This window comes from Butyricicoccus pullicaecorum (assembly GCF_002160355.1).
Lineage (GTDB): Bacteria > Bacillota > Clostridia > Oscillospirales > Butyricicoccaceae > Butyricicoccus > Butyricicoccus pullicaecorum.
Genome location: NZ_NFKK01000002.1, coordinates 250,826 through 266,080 on the forward strand (window position 1 = coordinate 250,826; position 15,255 = coordinate 266,080).

15 protein-coding genes are annotated in these 15,255 nt (G+C 55.4%); 11 read left to right on the forward strand and 4 right to left on the reverse strand.

What is annotated here, in order from left to right:
* Positions 1–67 precede the first annotated feature (67 nt).
* The gene (locus tag B5F17_RS02885; protein ID WP_087370589.1) at positions 68–622 is read right to left on the reverse strand and encodes a chromate transporter; all 555 of its coding nucleotides are present in this window, start codon (positions 620–622) and stop codon (positions 68–70) included.
* Complete coding sequence (locus B5F17_RS02890) at positions 619–1,164, reverse strand: chromate transporter (protein WP_087370592.1); 546 nt, start codon at positions 1,162–1,164, stop codon at positions 619–621. The genes B5F17_RS02885 and B5F17_RS02890 overlap by 4 nt, the downstream gene beginning before the upstream one ends.
* Before the next feature lie 85 nt (positions 1,165–1,249).
* Here B5F17_RS02890 and B5F17_RS02895 point away from each other — a divergent pair, with 85 nt between their 5' ends.
* Positions 1,250–2,182, forward strand: coding sequence for a LysR family transcriptional regulator (locus B5F17_RS02895; RefSeq protein ID WP_016147352.1), 933 nt, complete (start codon positions 1,250–1,252; stop codon positions 2,180–2,182).
* A 129-nt stretch (positions 2,183–2,311) separates the two neighbouring features.
* On the opposite strand, the gene B5F17_RS02900 is transcribed toward B5F17_RS02895, so the two are convergent.
* Together B5F17_RS02900 and B5F17_RS02905 are read right to left on the reverse strand one after the other, a co-directional pair.
* The gene (locus B5F17_RS02900; protein WP_087370597.1) at positions 2,312–2,986 is read right to left on the reverse strand and encodes a response regulator; all 675 of its coding nucleotides are present in this window, start codon (positions 2,984–2,986) and stop codon (positions 2,312–2,314) included.
* On the reverse strand, positions 2,971–4,599 hold the full coding sequence (locus B5F17_RS02905) for an ATP-binding protein (protein ID WP_087370600.1): 1,629 nt from the start codon (positions 4,597–4,599) through the stop codon (positions 2,971–2,973). The genes B5F17_RS02900 and B5F17_RS02905 overlap by 16 nt, the downstream gene beginning before the upstream one ends.
* Before the next feature lie 202 nt (positions 4,600–4,801).
* Between B5F17_RS02905 and B5F17_RS02910 the strand changes: the two genes are divergently transcribed.
* The 10 genes from B5F17_RS02910 to B5F17_RS02955 all read left to right on the forward strand — a co-directional run bounded on the left by B5F17_RS02910 (position 4,802) and on the right by B5F17_RS02955 (position 15,245).
* The gene (locus B5F17_RS02910; protein WP_087370604.1) at positions 4,802–5,488 is read left to right on the forward strand and encodes a F0F1 ATP synthase subunit A; all 687 of its coding nucleotides are present in this window, start codon (positions 4,802–4,804) and stop codon (positions 5,486–5,488) included.
* A gap of 51 nt (positions 5,489–5,539) precedes the next feature.
* Complete coding sequence (atpE, locus tag B5F17_RS02915) at positions 5,540–5,755, forward strand: ATP synthase F0 subunit C (protein ID WP_016147348.1); 216 nt, start codon at positions 5,540–5,542, stop codon at positions 5,753–5,755.
* A gap of 16 nt (positions 5,756–5,771) precedes the next feature.
* The gene (gene atpF / locus B5F17_RS02920) at positions 5,772–6,260 is read left to right on the forward strand and encodes a F0F1 ATP synthase subunit B (RefSeq protein ID WP_016147347.1); all 489 of its coding nucleotides are present in this window, start codon (positions 5,772–5,774) and stop codon (positions 6,258–6,260) included.
* Complete coding sequence (gene atpH, locus B5F17_RS02925) at positions 6,257–6,781, forward strand: ATP synthase F1 subunit delta (RefSeq protein ID WP_087370607.1); 525 nt, start codon at positions 6,257–6,259, stop codon at positions 6,779–6,781. Before atpF ends, atpH begins: the two co-directional genes overlap by 4 nt.
* The gene (gene atpA, locus B5F17_RS02930; protein WP_016147345.1) at positions 6,778–8,295 is read left to right on the forward strand and encodes a F0F1 ATP synthase subunit alpha; all 1,518 of its coding nucleotides are present in this window, start codon (positions 6,778–6,780) and stop codon (positions 8,293–8,295) included. The genes atpH and atpA overlap by 4 nt, the downstream gene beginning before the upstream one ends.
* Complete coding sequence (gene atpG / locus B5F17_RS02935; RefSeq protein ID WP_087370610.1) at positions 8,283–9,245, forward strand: ATP synthase F1 subunit gamma; 963 nt, start codon at positions 8,283–8,285, stop codon at positions 9,243–9,245. The genes atpA and atpG overlap by 13 nt, the downstream gene beginning before the upstream one ends.
* 32 nt (positions 9,246–9,277) lie before the next feature.
* The gene (gene atpD, locus B5F17_RS02940) at positions 9,278–10,675 is read left to right on the forward strand and encodes a F0F1 ATP synthase subunit beta (RefSeq protein WP_016147343.1); all 1,398 of its coding nucleotides are present in this window, start codon (positions 9,278–9,280) and stop codon (positions 10,673–10,675) included.
* The gene (gene atpC, locus B5F17_RS02945) at positions 10,675–11,076 is read left to right on the forward strand and encodes an ATP synthase F1 subunit epsilon (protein WP_087370613.1); all 402 of its coding nucleotides are present in this window, start codon (positions 10,675–10,677) and stop codon (positions 11,074–11,076) included. Before atpD ends, atpC begins: the two co-directional genes overlap by 1 nt.
* Positions 11,077–11,232: 156 nt before the next feature.
* Positions 11,233–13,626 (forward strand): GH39 family glycosyl hydrolase, encoded by a 2,394-nt coding sequence (locus B5F17_RS02950; RefSeq protein ID WP_162608059.1) that lies wholly within the window; start codon positions 11,233–11,235, stop codon positions 13,624–13,626.
* 245 nt (positions 13,627–13,871) lie between these two features.
* The gene (locus B5F17_RS02955; protein WP_164470494.1) at positions 13,872–15,245 is read left to right on the forward strand and encodes an MFS transporter; all 1,374 of its coding nucleotides are present in this window, start codon (positions 13,872–13,874) and stop codon (positions 15,243–15,245) included.
* The last annotated feature ends 10 nt before the right edge of the window (positions 15,246–15,255 follow it).

The following is a 15,255-nucleotide window of genomic DNA, read 5'->3' on the forward strand; positions in this document are numbered from 1 at the left end:
CAGTGAGCAATTCTGGACAACAAAAACCACCCAATCGGGTGGTTTTTGTTTGTGTGTGGTTTTGTGCTTACAGCTGGAAAATGCAGCCAATCACGGCAGCGGCTCTAATGTAGGCGATGGGATGAAGTTTGAATTTGCGGAGCAGAACGAAGAGCACGACGGCCAGCCCAATGGCGGGGAGATTGAGGGCGGACAGGATGTTTCCGCTTGCGTCGCTCTTTAAAAATGCCATCTGTGCAACACTCAGACCGGCAGCAACGATCAGACCGGTGGAAGCGGGGCGCAATCCGTGGAAAATAGCTGAGACGACGGGGGAGTTTTTAAACTGCTCCATGCACTTGGCGATGAACACGATAATGACGACCGAGGGCGCGGCCAGCGCGAGGGTCGCACAGATTGCACCGGGGACACCCGAGGTCAGAAAACCGACATAAGTGGACATATTGATGCCAATTGCGCCCGGAGTGGACTCCGAAATCGCGATCAGGTTCAAAATATCCTGATTGGTGAACCAACCGGTTTTTTCGGCCATTTCGTACAGAAAGGGCAGAGTCGCCAGACCGCCACCCACGGCAAACAGTCCGGTTTTACAGAATTCGAACATGAGCTGCAATAAAATCATGCCTGTTTACGCCCCCTTACATAGTAGATCACATAACCTGCGATGCCGGACACAACGACCAGCGCGATGGTGGACACGTTGGTAAAGACGGCGAGTGCGCAGATGATGAGGAAGATAGCGATGCCGATTTTGTCGGTGATGGATTTTTTGCCCAGCTTGAGCACAGCATCAAGAATGAGTGCGCAGACGCAAATCCGAACCCCGGCAAATGCATGCTTGACCAAGGGAAACGAGGCGTAATTTTGCAGAAATGCTGCGATGAGCACGATAATGATGAGCGACGGACTGAGAAATCCGAGTGTCGCCACGATCGAACCGGGCAATTTTTTGTATTTGTAGCCGATAAAGGTCGAGGTGTTGAGCGCGATAATACCGGGGGTGCACTGACCGATGGCGTAATAATCCATTAGTTCCTCTTCGCTCGCCCAGTGGTATTTCTCCACGATCACGCGCTGGAGCAGCGACAGCATGGCGTAGCCGCCGCCAAAGGTACAAATCCCGATGCTGAAAAACACCCGGTACAGCTTCCATAAATCTTTCATCTTGTGTCCTCCTTATTTTTATGTGCATACAGCCTGTGGTCTGCTATAATAGAAAGTAATCGATGCAGAAAGAAGGCTGACCTCTGTGAAACTATCCCAACTCAAGTATTTTCAGGTCGTGTGCAAGCATAACAACCTGACTCGCGCTGCCGAAGAACTGCATATTTCGCAGCCGGGTTTGACGCATGTTATTCATGAGCTGGAACAGGAATTCGGTTTGACCCTGTTTCTGCGGCAGAATAAGGGACTGGTTCTGACCGAGGAAGGCAGAAAATTCCTGGAAGAAGCCAATCTTCTGTTACAGCAGAGCGATTATTTTGTCAGCCGCATGAAATTTCTGGGACAATCCAACCAGATTATCCGTATCGGTCTGCCGCCGGCCAGTGCGACGCTGTTTTTCCCGTCTATCATGCACATGCTGCACAGACAGTCACCGCAGATTAAAATTGACGTTGTAGAGATCGGCAGCCTGACCAATCAGCAGAAGATACTGGATGGAGAGCTGGACGCGGCGCTGATCTCGACCAACACGCCGGTTTCGGCAGCATTTGGCGGTTATCTGCTCGCGCGAACCAGAATTTGCCTGTACGTGGCAGCCGATCACCCGTTTGCCGAGCGGGAACAGATTTCGCTGCGCGAGGTGTGTTCTATACCGCTGGTCATGCCCACAGAGGAATCTTTTTTGACCACAAACACACTCAAAACCTGTGCGCAGAATAAATTAACACCCAATATCATGCTACACACCAACCAAATTGCCATCGTCAGTCAGTTGGTGCAAAACGGGACAGCAGGGACGCTGGTGTTTCACGGCACGCTGCCGGAGTGCGCCGCATATCGCGCCATTCCGGTGCAGGAGTTTGATGACGTGTACATTTATCTGATCTGGAATCAGTATAATCCGCTCAGTACAGCGCTCAAACAGCTCATTCGTGCGACAAAAACGGTCTATCCACAGCCAATGGCCGATTTCTATTGTAGAGAGATCGAAGCGGAAAGTCCAATACTTAATACTTAGTCTGTCATAAAAAAATTCAATACCATGTCCATGTATTTGTATCATGGCGTGACACCGCAGGGGGATTTTTGGGTATCAAAAATCCCCCTGAGCATGCTCAGAGGGATTTGGCGACCGGGATGCTTTGCGTTACATCCGGCGATAGACAATGCTGGGACGGCCGCCTGTGCCGTAATTGATTTCCGACTGTACCCGGCCGATTTCGACGAGGTAATTGACGTACCGGCGCACGGTGACGGTGGACAGGCCGACGTGCTCGGAAATCTGCTCGCAGGTGTACTGCTCGTCAGTTTGAGACAGAAATTCCAGAATGTGCTCGAGTGTTTTGGCCTGCATGCCCTTGGGCGCGGGCAGATTGGGTGCTGCGATGGGATCAGCGGCATCGACAAACAGACGATCGAGATTTTGCTGATTGACTGAGCCGCCGCGCAGCGCCTCTTTCCGGCGGCAGAAGTTGTCAAGCGCCTGCCGGAAGCGCTCATAGGAGAAGGGTTTAACCAGAAAATCGGCAACACCCAGCCGCAGCAGCGATTCGACGGTCTCGGAGTCGTTTGCGGCGGTAATCATAATGACCTCTGCGCTGACACCGGCAGCACGCATGCGGTGCAGCAGCTCCAGACCGCTCATCTGGGGCATGTAGACATCTAAAATGACCAGATCGACCGCATGAATGCGCAGGTACTCCCAGGCTGCATTGCCCGCTTCAAAGGTACGGATGACATGGAATCGGCCGTCCTTTTCGGTGAAGCGTGCGTTGAGCATGGAAATCATGGGGTCATCTTCAACGATCACAACTTGGTACATGTGTGTTCCTCCAGTGTCGGGGTGTGGTTGGGGATGGTGACGACGAACGTCGTGCCGACCATGGGCACCGACTCGACGCGGATGGTGCCGCCGCACGACTCGATGGCCTCGCGCACCAGATACAGGCCGGTGCCGCGCTCTTTACCCTTGGTCGAGTATCCGCGCTCGAAAATGTGGGACAGTACCTCGGGATTCATGCCCGGGCCGGTGTCGTCTACGCTCAAAATCAGTCCGAGCTCTTCCTCACGGATGCTGACCGTGACCTCACGGGACAGCGAAGTCGGCGCGTCGCGGAAGGCGTCGAATGCGTTGTCGATCAGATTGCCCAGGATGGTGATGTATAGGTCGGTGCTCAGGTAGGAGCAGAGCGCGTGCACCTTGGTGGCCGGGTCGAGTTTGAGCTCGATGCCAAGCTCGGACGCGTGGCTCATCTTGCCGATGAGCAGGGCAGCGACCGACGGGTCGGCAATGCGCTCGGCGATAAAGCCGATGGACTGGGAACGGGACTGGGTGATGTGCAACACATATTCCTCGGCCTTATCGGCTTCGCCCAGTTCGAGCAGACCCAAGATGACATGTAGTTTGTTCATAAAGTCGTGCATGTGGGCGCGCATGGCCTCGACAATGTGTCGTACACCGGTCAGATCTTCGGCCAGACGGGTGACCTCGGTGCGGTTGCGGAAGATAGCGACCGCGCCCTCGATGACGTTTCCGCGGCGTAACGGGATGCGGTCGGACAAAATATGTACCTGTCGGCCAACATCGACGCTGACGCTGTACGCGCCTTCGCCGGTGCGGATGACGTCGAGCAGTCCGGTGTCGTTGTACAGCTCGTCGAGCGGACGATCCTGCCAGGTTTGTCCTTGCAGGTGGAGCATTTCCTGCGCCGCGGCATTGATATAGATGATATGTCCATTGGTGTCGACTGCCAGCACGCCCTCTTCAAGCGCTTCCAGAATATCCATGCGCTGGCAGAACAGATCGGTCAGGTCGCTGGGCTCAAAGCCGAGCAGTTCGCCTTTGAGGTGTTGAGTGAAGCGCAGCGAGAGGTAAATGCCGACCGCGAGCGCGATGATGGCGACAATGAGGTACTGACCGAGCGTGATGAACACCTGGCTGTGAATCTCGCTCAGGTAGACACCGGCAGCGACCATGCCGATGACGTGTTCACCGGTCACGTCATAGACGGCAGCGTAGGCACAGCGCTCCATGCCGGCGGGCGCCTTACCGTCGGCTAAGATCACGCGGTCGCCGTCCTCCAGATGGATGAGGGTGTCCTCGGGCAGACTGTTTTCTGCCGTGCCGGACGCGCACACGATACCATTTGGATCGATGACCGCAATGACATCCAGCCGCGCCAGATCGTTGGCCGTGCGCTGCAGAAAGGCCGAAAGCACCTCAGGGGTATCCTGTCCAAGCAGACACCGGCGGGTGTGGTCCATGTTTGCGACGATCTGCGCGTTGGTCAAAAGGCGCTGATCGAGCGTGCGCTGTTCGCGCTGTAAGGTTAAAACCAGCGTGCTGCCCAGTGCGATGACCAGCGTCAGCGCGATGCCTAAAATGCTGTATACCATAGCCCGACGGCGCAGCGTCGGCGGGCGATTTGGCTTCATCGGAATATTCCCCCTTTACTCCGTGCAATGATGCATCCATTATAGACTCTTTGTGCAATGTTATCAATTCCCTTCTCTGGATTTTTACTTTTTCGACAAAACGACCCCTTTTATTTTTTTTACTTTTTTAAGGTTGTGTTTCCAGAATATGGGGTCTACAATAGGCGACGTTCAAAAACAAGCAGGGAAGGAGTGAGGATTTTTGGAGGATATCAAGGCAGAGCTCATCGCGCAGCTGCAAAACAAGACGGCGTTTGAGATCCCGATTTTTGGCGGGATCGCGATTCCGCAGTCGGTGGCAGTGAGCTGGGGCATCATCCTTCTGCTGACCGCGCTGGCCATCTTTCTGACACGCGGTATGCAGCTCAGGCCAACCGGCAAGCGGCAGATGATTGCCGAATGGCTGGTCGGATTTATCAATGATTTCTGCAAGGACTCGCTGGGGCATCACTGGCGCACGTTCGCACCGTACCTCGGTTCGGTCGGTCTGTATCTGGCCTGTGCCAATCTGTCCGGTCTGTTTGGAGTCACCCCACCGACCAAAGATCTCAACGTGACAGCCGGTCTTGCGCTGATGAGCGTGGTTCTGATCTACGGTGCGAGCTTCCGCGTGCACGGCTTGGGCGGCGGACTGAAAAAGTTTGCCGAGCCGGTCGCGATTGTCGCACCGCTCAATATCTTAGAGATCGGAATTCGACCGCTGTCGCTGTGTATGCGACTGTTTGGCAACATCTTCGCCGGTTTCGTCATTATGGAGCTGATCAAGATGGTCATTCCTGTGGTATTGCCCATCCCGTTCAGCCTGTACTTTGACGTATTCGACGGCATGATCCAGGCAGTTGTATTCGTGTTCCTGACGACGCTTTTCCTGGCCGAGTCCATCGAGTGAGCACATCCAAAAACGTAAGCAAACACATCATTTCTAAGGAGGAACTTTATCATGGGTATCGCAATTGGAGCAGGCATCGCCGTTCTGACCGGTCTGGGTGCCGGTGTCGGTATCGGTCTGGCAACCGCAAAGTCTTCGGAGGCGATTGCACGCCAGCCTGAGGCAGCAGGTCAGATCAGCAAGAACCTGATTCTTGGCTGTGCACTGGCCGAGGCAACCGCAATTTACGGCTTCCTGATCGCCATTCTGCTCATCTTCATGAGCTGATTGGAGGCGGCTGACCGTGCTTCTGAATATCAATGCAAATGTGATCTGGACGGTCGTTGACCTGCTGATTCTGTTTTTGCTGATGAAAAAATTCCTGTTCGGCCCGGTGACCGCCATGCTCGACCAGCGTGCCGCAGCCATCAACGCCGATCTGGACGATGCCAAGGCGCAGAAGCAGGCGGCAGACGTACTGCTTGCCGACCATGAGCGTCAAATCGGCGAGGCGAGAGCCGAGGCAGGCCGCATTGTGGCCGATGCCAAGCGTCGCGCCGAGGCAGCTTATGAGCAGAAACTTGCGCAGGCGCAGGAAGAGATCCAGCGCATGCAGCAGCAGGCCGCGCGTCAGATCGAAGCAGACCGCCGTGCCATGCTGGCACAGACTCGCCGCGAAATCGCCCGTCTGTCGCTTTTGGCGGCTTCCAAGGTCGCGCAGCAGCGCATGGACGCGGACAACGAGTTCGCGCTGGTCGATGACTTCCTGTCGGAAATGGAGGATGCGTCATGAGTGAGACCGCGTATCGCTACGCCGCCGCGCTTCGCCGCACCGACTGCCGAGCGGATGTGTTTCTCACATCCGCTCGCGCCATACCTGCCCAGAGCGAGCTGTGGCAGGTGATGATCGACCCGTCGATCGGACTGCGCGAAAAACATGCGGTTTTAGACCGCTTACCCGAACTCAAAGAGCAGCCCATGCTGCGAAATTTCTATAAATTGCTGGTCGATAAGAAGCGTTTTTCCATGCTGCCCGAGATTGCCGATGCCTATCACGACATTCTGCTGCACGAGCGGGGTGAGAGCGTGTGCACGCTGCGCTGTGTGCGTGTGCCCGATGACCAGCGCTTGTCTGCCATCGCCCGCACGCTGTGCCGTCAGCACAATTTGCGCGGTGTGGAGATGCACGTCGTGCTTGACCCCGACCTCATCGGCGGTTTTGTCATCGAGATCGACGGCGTGACCTATGATAAGAGCGTGCGCGGCCAGATTGCAGGCATGGCGCAACGCATTCAAAGAGGTGAAAGAAATTGAATTCTTCCGAAGAAATTATCTCGATTCTGCAAGAAGAAATCGAGTCTTATGATACAAGAACCCAGCGCAGCGAGACCGGTGTTGTGCTGGAGATCGGTGACGGTATCGCCACGGTTTACGGCCTGGACAAGGCGGTATATGGCGAGCTGGTCGAGTTTGACACCGGTGCACGCGGCATCGTGCTCAATCTGGAGCGCGACTGCGTGGGTATCGTCCTGCTCGGCGCCGAGACCGGCCTGCACGAAGGTTCGGTCGTTCGCCGTACCGGACGTGCAGCAGATGTCGGCGTCGGTGATGCCCTGATTGGCCGCACAGTCGATGCACTGGGCACACCGATCGACGGTCTGGGTCCCATCGAGACCACCGAGACCCGCCCGATCGAGCACGAGGCTTCGGGTGTCATCTCGCGTGAGCCGGTCAATGTACCGCTCCAGACCGGTATTCTGGCAATCGACGCCATGGTACCAATTGGCCGCGGTCAGCGTGAGCTGATCATCGGTGACCGCCAGACCGGTAAGACCGCGATTGCCGTGGATACCATCTTGAACCAGAAGGGACAGGATGTTATCTGCATCTACGTTGCCATCGGTCAGAAGGCATCCACCATCGCCAAGCTGCGCGGCACGCTGGCACAGCACGGTGCGATGGATTATACCATCATCGTATCCTCTCCGGCGAGCGATCCGGCACCGCTTCAGTACATTGCACCGTACGCGGGCACCGCGATGGGCGAGTACTTTATGAGTCAGGGCAAGGACGTGCTGATCGTGTACGATGACCTGTCCAAGCATGCGGTTGCTTACCGTACCCTGTCGCTGCTGCTCCATCGCTCTCCCGGTCGTGAGGCATATCCGGGCGACGTTTTCTATCTGCACTCTCGTCTGCTCGAGCGTTCCTGCCGTCTGACCAAGGAGTACGGCGGCGGTTCCATGACCGCGCTGCCCATCATCGAGACGCAGGCAGGCGACGTTTCGGCCTACATTCCGACCAACGTCATTTCCATCACCGACGGCCAGATCTATCTGGAAAGTGACCTGTTCTTCTCGGGCATGCGTCCGGCAGTCAATGTCGGTCTGTCGGTTTCCCGTGTCGGCGGTGCCGCACAGACCAAGGCCATCAAAAAGACCGCAGGTACGCTGCGTATCGATCTGGCACGCTTCCGCGAACTGGAAGTCTTCACTCAGTTCAGCTCGGACCTGGATGCTGCGACCCAGCAGGCACTCGATCACGGCAAACGCCTGATGGAGATTTTGAAGCAGCCGCTGTACCAGCCCAAGCCGGTTAACCGCATGGTTGTCATCCTCTATATTGCAACCGGCGGCCTGCTGTCTGACGTTCCGCTTGACCGCGTACGCACCTTCACCGAAGAGTTCACCGATGCGTTTGCGGCGGCAAAGCCCGAGGTGATGGACGAGATTGCCCAGACCGGTGCGCTGTCGGGCGCGGCAGCCGAGGTCATCCGCACCGAGCTTGCGGCATATAAGGAACAGGTGAGCGCGCAATGGCAACAATAAAAGAGATCCGCACGCGCATGAAGAGCGTGGAACAGACGCTCAAGATCACAAACGCGATGTATTTGATCTCGTCTTCCAAGCTGCGCAAGGCCAGACAGATGCTGTCTGACGTGCAGCCTTATTTCCAGAAGATCACCGAGACCATTTCGGATATCCTGCACCACTCGCCCGAGATCGAGCACTGCTTCTTCGACAAGCGTCCGCACAAGAAGGGTGCCGAGCGCAAGGTCGGCTATGTCGTCATCACGGGTGATAAGGGTCTGGCCGGTGCCTATAACCATAACATTATCAAACTCACCGAGCAGCTGGTCGCCAAGACCCCGGGCGCGATTGTGTTCCCGGTCGGACAGTTTGGACGCAATTATTTTATCACGCACGGCGTGATCGAACAGGATGACGAGAGCTTTCTGTACACCGTACAGGACCCCACGACTCACCGTGCCATGGAGATGAGTGAATTTTTGCTCGGACAGTTTACCCGCGGGGAGCTGGACGAAGTATATATCATTTACACCGAGATGGTATCCTCGGTGCGACTGGAACCCACCGTGCGCAAACTGCTGCCGCTCGACGTGGATGCGTTTCCGTGGAAGCCGCGCACACCCGAGCTGTATCATCAGACGGTCGAATACGTCCCGTCGGCAAAGAGTGTATTGAGCCAGCTGGTGCCCGGCTATGCAAAGGGCATCCTGTTCGGTGCGCTGGTCGAGTCCTTTTGCAGCGAGCAGAACGCCCGCATGACCGCGATGGACTCCTCGACCAAGAATGCCCGCGAAATGCTGCGCGCACTTTCGCTGGTCTATAACCGGGTGCGTCAGTCGGCCATTACCCAAGAAATTACCGAGATCGTAGGCGGCTCGCAGCAGAAAAAGCAGACACCGGTGCCGAAAAAGCACGAAAACTGTGTGCGCGTGATTCATTTTGACGCCGCAGGCAATGTCCTGCCGTGATCGTTCATTTCAGAAAGTGAGGGAATCCCCTTATGCAACATAAAGGCATCATCGTCCAGGTGCTTGGCCCAATCGTTGACGTCATGTTCGATGACGGCAAGCTCCCGGAAATCAATGAAGCGCTGACCGTGACGCTGGACGGCAGCCGTCAGGTCATGGAGGTCGCACAGCATGTCGGCGGCGACACCGTGCGCTGCATCATGCTCTCGCCCAGTGAGGGTCTGGGTCGCGGTGTGGAAGTCATCGCGACCGGCAAGCCGATCGAGGTTCCGGTCGGTGAGGAAGTGCTCGGCCGTATGTTCAACGTGCTGGGCGACGCGATTGACAACGGAGAAGCGGTCAAGAGTGCGGAAACCTGGTCGATTCATCGCGATCCGCCGCCGTTTACCGAGCAAAGCCCGGTTGTACAGATTTTGGAGACCGGTATTAAGGTCATCGACCTGCTGGCACCCTACGCCCGCGGCGGTAAGATTGGCCTGTTCGGCGGTGCAGGTGTCGGCAAGACCGTGCTGATTCAGGAGCTCATCCGCAACATCGCTACCGAGCACGGCGGTTACTCCATTTTCACCGGCGTTGGTGAGCGTACCCGTGAGGGCAACGACCTGTGGCGCGAGATGAAGGAGTCGGGCGTTCTGAACAAGACCGCATTGGTCTTCGGTCAGATGAACGAGCCGCCCGGAGCACGTATGCGCGTCGCACTGACCGGTCTGACCATGGCTGAGTACTTCCGCGACCGCCAGAAGCAGGATGTACTGCTGTTTGTCGACAATATTTTCCGCTATGTACAGGCAGGTTCCGAGGTTTCGGCACTGATGGGACGCATGCCGTCGGCGGTTGGCTATCAGCCCACCCTGGCAAACGAGGTCGGTGCCTTGCAGGAGCGCATCACCTCCACCCAGTCGGGTGCAATCACCTCAGTGCAGGCGGTTTACGTCCCGGCGGATGACCTGACCGACCCGGCACCGGCAACCACGTTCACCCATCTGGACGCAACCACCGTTCTGTCCCGTAAGATCGTCGAGCAGGGCATTTATCCGGCTGTCGATCCGCTGGAATCGACCTCGCGTATTCTGGAACCTGACGTAGTCGGCAAGCGGCACTATCAGGTAGCACGCGGCACGCAGGAGCTGCTCCAGCGCTACAAGGAATTGCAGGACATCATCGCCATTCTGGGCATGGAAGAGCTGTCCGAGGACGACAAGAAAACGGTCGAGCGTGCGCGCCGCATCCAGCAGTTCTTCTCCCAGCCCTTCTTTGTCGCAGAGCCGTTCACCGGTCTGGAAGGCCGTTATGTGCCGCTGTCCGAGACCATCCGCAGTTTTGAGGCCATTCTGGGCGGTGAACTGGATAAGTATCCCGAGACCGCGTTCTCCATGGTCGGTACCATTGACGAGATCATCGAAAAGGCACGCGCACAGGGGGCGGTCTGATGGCAGCACAGTTTGAACTGGAAATCCTGACCCCGGAGCGTCAGTTCTTTGTCGGACTGGCCGAGGCCATCGTCCTGCCCAGCATTGACGGCTCGTACGGCGTGCAGGCCGGACACGAACCGGTCGTCATCGCGGTCGAACCGGGCGAATTGCAGTACCAGATCGACGGAACCTGGCACCGTGCAGCGGTCGGACAGGGCTTTGCTGAGATCATGCCCGAGTACGTCATTTTGCTGGCTGCGACGGCTGAGCATCCCGAGGAGATCGACGAGGCACGCGCACGCCGCGCCAAGGAACGCGCCGAGGAGCGTCTGCGCCAGAAGCAGAGCTTGCAGGAGTATTACCGCTCCAAAGCCGCACTGGCACGCGCAATGGCACGACTCAAAACCCGCGTCAAGTAAAGACTTATTTTTCCGGACGGAGCACAGAATTTGTGCTCCGTTTTTTGCTGTACAGACCGATTTTGCACTGGACACGCGAAAAAATGCGGTTGAGCTGAGCGCGGCATGTGTGATAAGATAACGATAAGTACAGATTGCGGCAAAGAGAGAGAAGCTATGAATTACTTAGAGGGAATGCAGTACAAAATCAAGACGGCAGCCGAGGAGGATTGGCATTTTCACCCGGAATTGGAGTTCATCTTTGTCATTGAGGGACAGATTCGGCTGGAAATGCAGGGCAGAAACGACCTGTTGAAAAAGCATGACGTGGTGCTCATCAATGCGGACACACAGCATGCCATCCACGTGCAGGAAAAGGCGATTGTGTGCGTGGTCAATTACTCTTGGCAGCTGCTTTCGACCATGCTGGGCGGGGAAGAGAGCGTGTTTGCCTGCAACAGTGCCGCCGAACATAAGCGCTCTTACCTCAAATTGCAGGCCATTTTTCAGCAGCTGGTCTATCACGCGGTCAGCCGCAAGCACAAGACAAACTGCATCGAGCAGAGCTTGCTGTATCGCCTGCTCGACGAGCTGGTCGAATACTATTTACAGGGCACCAGACTGCATGATTCGCAGGAAGATTTGCGGCTGCACAAAATTCTGCGCTATGTCGGTGCAAATTTTCAGAGTAATATCAGCCTGTCGGCGCTGGCCGACGAGATGTTTGTCTCGACATCCACGCTGTCGCGCTTCTTTCGCAAGAAGACCGGAATCTATTTTGCCGATTATGTCAATCAGGTGCGGCTGGACTATGCCGCGCAGGAGCTTGGATTGACCGACAAGAATGTGACGCAAATTGCAGTAGACAGCGGTTTTTCTAACCTGTCGGCGTTTAACCGTGTCTTTCGCGAGATGTACGGGATGACGCCGTCCGACTACCGCAAGCAGAGCAAAGAGAGCCTCAAAGAGCAGAACACCGAGGAGACCGCACTCAAAGAGCAGCTCAAAGACCAACTGGAATTTGAAATTTTGGAAAATACCCAACGTCCCGCGGCAGCGATCGTGCAGGTGCAGGCAGATGTCAGCAGGGGAGAACCGTACAGCAAGGTGTGGAACCTGACCATGAACGCCGGGTCGTGCAATACGCTTTTGCTGTCCAACATGCAGCAGCATGTACTGTATCTGGCCGAACATCTGGGCTTTCGATACGTGCGCATGTGGAATGTCTTCTCGGTGCCCATGATGATTACCGATGGCAAGCACATGGGCGGGTATCAATATGATCGACTGGACATTGTTCTGGATTTTCTGGTCGAGCATCATTTGATTCCGTTTTTGGACATGGGTGTACGTCCCAACGCGGCAGCCAAGGCCGAGGGCAAGGCGGTCTTTTTTGAGAGCGAGAGCGTGCAGTTTATGTCCCGTGCCGCATGGGAGGCGATGGTCGCTAATTTCATTCAGCATGTCGTCAAGCGCTACGGTGTGGATGTTGTGAGTGAATGGATTTTTGAGCTGGCCTATGACACCGTCCACATTCCCGAGAGTAACTGTTATCAGGACGATGCGTATGATAATGTGGCCGCGTTCTGTTACCTGTACCGACAGCTCAAGGCGGTATCGCAGAACATCCAAGTCGGCGGACCAGGTGCGATTATCGGTTGGCGCGATGCGGATACCCGGGATTTTTTGCAGCGTGTGCAGGAAAATGGCTGCATTCCAGATTTCGCCTCTGCTTTTCTCTTTCCCTATGAGACTGCAATCGAAGATGGCAAAGTTGTGCGTCGACGCGTCACCAACGTCGACAATGAGCGCGAGCAGATTGCATATTTCCGCGAAATGGTCGCGCAGAGCGGCCTTGATTGCAAGATTTATATTTCCGAGTGGAATAACTCGCTGTCCAACCGTGATTATCTCAATGACAGCTGTTTCCGTGCGGCCTATCTCACGGAAAAGATCGAACAGCTGTGGGGTGAGGTGGACATGCTGGGTCTGTGGATGGCATCCGACTGGGTCAGCAATTACTACGACACGGGCAGCCGCATTGCAAACGGCGGCAGCGGACTTTTGACCAAAGACCTCATTCACAAGCCGGTGTACTACGCGCTCAAATTTTTGAGCAGCATGGGTGACAGCCTGATTGACAAGGGCAAGGGCTATCTGATGACCCGCCGCGAGCAACAGGATTACTATATTCTTTGCTATAATTTCAAGTGGTACGATTGCAGCTACTTTGTCAGCCGGGAGGACATTGACGACCCGGCGGTGATTCCCACTCTATTCCAGGACAGCGACCCGCTGACCTTCAAATTCCAGCTGCAAGACCTGCCGTTTGATCGCTGCGTGATCAAAAAGCGTCTGGTCAGTCCCAAAGAGGGCATGATTTTGACCGAGTGGAGTAAATTCCAGTATGCACTGACGCTGGACGCGCCAGATGTGCAATATATCCGGCAGGCTTGTTTCCCGCGCATGTCGATGGAGCGCATGCAGACACAGGGGCATACGTTATCATTCGAGATGGTTTTGCAGCCGCATGAGGTCATGCTGATTCATATTTACCGCGATTTTGACTGATTTTGCCCGATTGGAGCGGCAGCAGGGACAAAACAGAATATTTAACTTCTCAGGTAGCGTGCAACAAATGAACGTCATTTGTTGCACGCTTCTTTTTGCTTTGCTGGATTTGTAAAAATAAGGCAAAGAAATGGAAATGAGAAGGAAGTGGGTTGTGCACAAAGACGATATACTGAATACATCCAAAGGAGATCTCGATACTGGATGCTCGAAGAGAAAGAAAGCATTTGAAAGGAAGTTCAGAGATGGAGAAAAAAATGGCCTCTAAGCTGGCGGTGATCTGCTACGGCTTCGGTGATCTGGCGTCTCAGTTCGTGTGGACATTCGTGGGCAGCTATCTGACGATCTACTACACGGATATCGTCGGTCTGGCACCCGCGATTGTATCGGTTATCATGATGGGCGCACGCATTTGGGACGCGATCAATGACCCGATGATGGGTGCCATCGCAGAGCGTACCCGCAGCAAGTTCGGACGTTTCCGTCCTTATATCGCATTTGGCTGTCCGTTCCTGGCGATCTTCGCCGTACTGACCTTTACCAATCCGTTCGGCGGCGGTAGCGCCGCGGGCGCAATCTGGGCGGCAGTTACTTACATCATCGCCGGTATGCTGTACACTCTGGTAAACATCCCCTATGCAGCACTGTCCGGTGTTATGACCGAGGATGCCAACCAGCGCAACAAGATCAACACTTCGCGCAACATCGGTATGAACCTCGGCATGGTCATCGTCAACGCACTGTCCGCCGGTCTGGCGCTGAGATTTTCCGGTGAGGGCGCGGAGGTTGCAAACGGCCATGGCTACATGATGACCGCGCTGATTTACGCAATCATTTCCATCCCGCTGTTCCTGATCGTATTCGCAACGGCCAAGGAGAAGGTGCAGCCCATGCACGGCACACAGGCCTTCTCGTTCAAGGACACGGTCAACAATCTGGTACGCAACAAGTACCTGATGATCATTACCCTCATCATGCTGCTTCAGATGACCGCTTTCATGGGCAGAATCGCGGTCACCAGCTACTACGTCATCTACTGCCTGGGCTCGTTCACCATGATCGCGCTCATTATGACCATCCCGTCCCTCGGCGGTATCATCGGTTCGTTCTTTGTTCCGTTCTTTGCAAAGCGTTTCGGTAAGCGTGCCGTACTCATGGGTTCCATGCTCATTCAGGCGGTCGGTCTGCTGGTCATCTATTTCGCACCCTTCGATAACATCACTATGGTTCTGGTCGGCTGCTGGATCTTCGGTCTGTTCAACGTTGGCTTCCCCATGACTCTGTCCATGGTCGCTGACTCGGTCGACTACATGGAGCTCAAGACCGGTATCCGTACTGACGGTACCGCGTATGCAACCTATGGTCTGGCAACCAAGGTCGGCAATGCAATCGGCGGTTCGATCGGTGTCCTGCTGCTGGCAGCCTTCGGTTATGTCGCAAACGCCGAACAGACCGTGGAAGCCATGAACGGCATCAACATTGTAGTCAATCTGATTCCGGCAATCCTGTTCATTCTGGGCGCGGCAGCCTGCCTGCTGTGGGACATGAGCGACAAGGATGCGGATGAAATTCGTGAAAAGTTAAAGGCAAAAAACAATCAAACTCAGGAAACGGTTTAAGGAGGACTTT

What these genes read in the sequence shown, in the direction of transcription:
- B5F17_RS02885 (WP_087370589.1), bottom strand. Translation starts at nt 622, where the DNA reads ATGATTTTATTGCAGCTCATGTTCGAATTCTGTAAAACCGGACTGTTT.
- B5F17_RS02890 (WP_087370592.1), bottom strand. Translation starts at nt 1,164, where the DNA reads ATGAAAGATTTATGGAAGCTGTACCGGGTGTTTTTCAGCATCGGGATT.
- B5F17_RS02900 (WP_087370597.1), bottom strand. Translation starts at nt 2,986, where the DNA reads ATGTACCAAGTTGTGATCGTTGAAGATGACCCCATGATTTCCATGCTC.
- B5F17_RS02905 (WP_087370600.1), bottom strand. Translation starts at nt 4,599, where the DNA reads ATGAAGCCAAATCGCCCGCCGACGCTGCGCCGTCGGGCTATGGTATAC.
- atpE (WP_016147348.1), top strand. Translation starts at nt 5,540, where the DNA reads ATGGGTATCGCAATTGGAGCAGGCATCGCCGTTCTGACCGGTCTGGGT.
- atpH (WP_087370607.1), top strand. Translation starts at nt 6,257, where the DNA reads ATGAGTGAGACCGCGTATCGCTACGCCGCCGCGCTTCGCCGCACCGAC.
- atpG (WP_087370610.1), top strand. Translation starts at nt 8,283, where the DNA reads ATGGCAACAATAAAAGAGATCCGCACGCGCATGAAGAGCGTGGAACAG.
- atpD (WP_016147343.1), top strand. Translation starts at nt 9,278, where the DNA reads ATGCAACATAAAGGCATCATCGTCCAGGTGCTTGGCCCAATCGTTGAC.
- atpC (WP_087370613.1), top strand. Translation starts at nt 10,675, where the DNA reads ATGGCAGCACAGTTTGAACTGGAAATCCTGACCCCGGAGCGTCAGTTC.
- B5F17_RS02950 (WP_162608059.1), top strand. Translation starts at nt 11,233, where the DNA reads ATGAATTACTTAGAGGGAATGCAGTACAAAATCAAGACGGCAGCCGAG.
- B5F17_RS02955 (WP_164470494.1), top strand. Translation starts at nt 13,872, where the DNA reads ATGGAGAAAAAAATGGCCTCTAAGCTGGCGGTGATCTGCTACGGCTTC.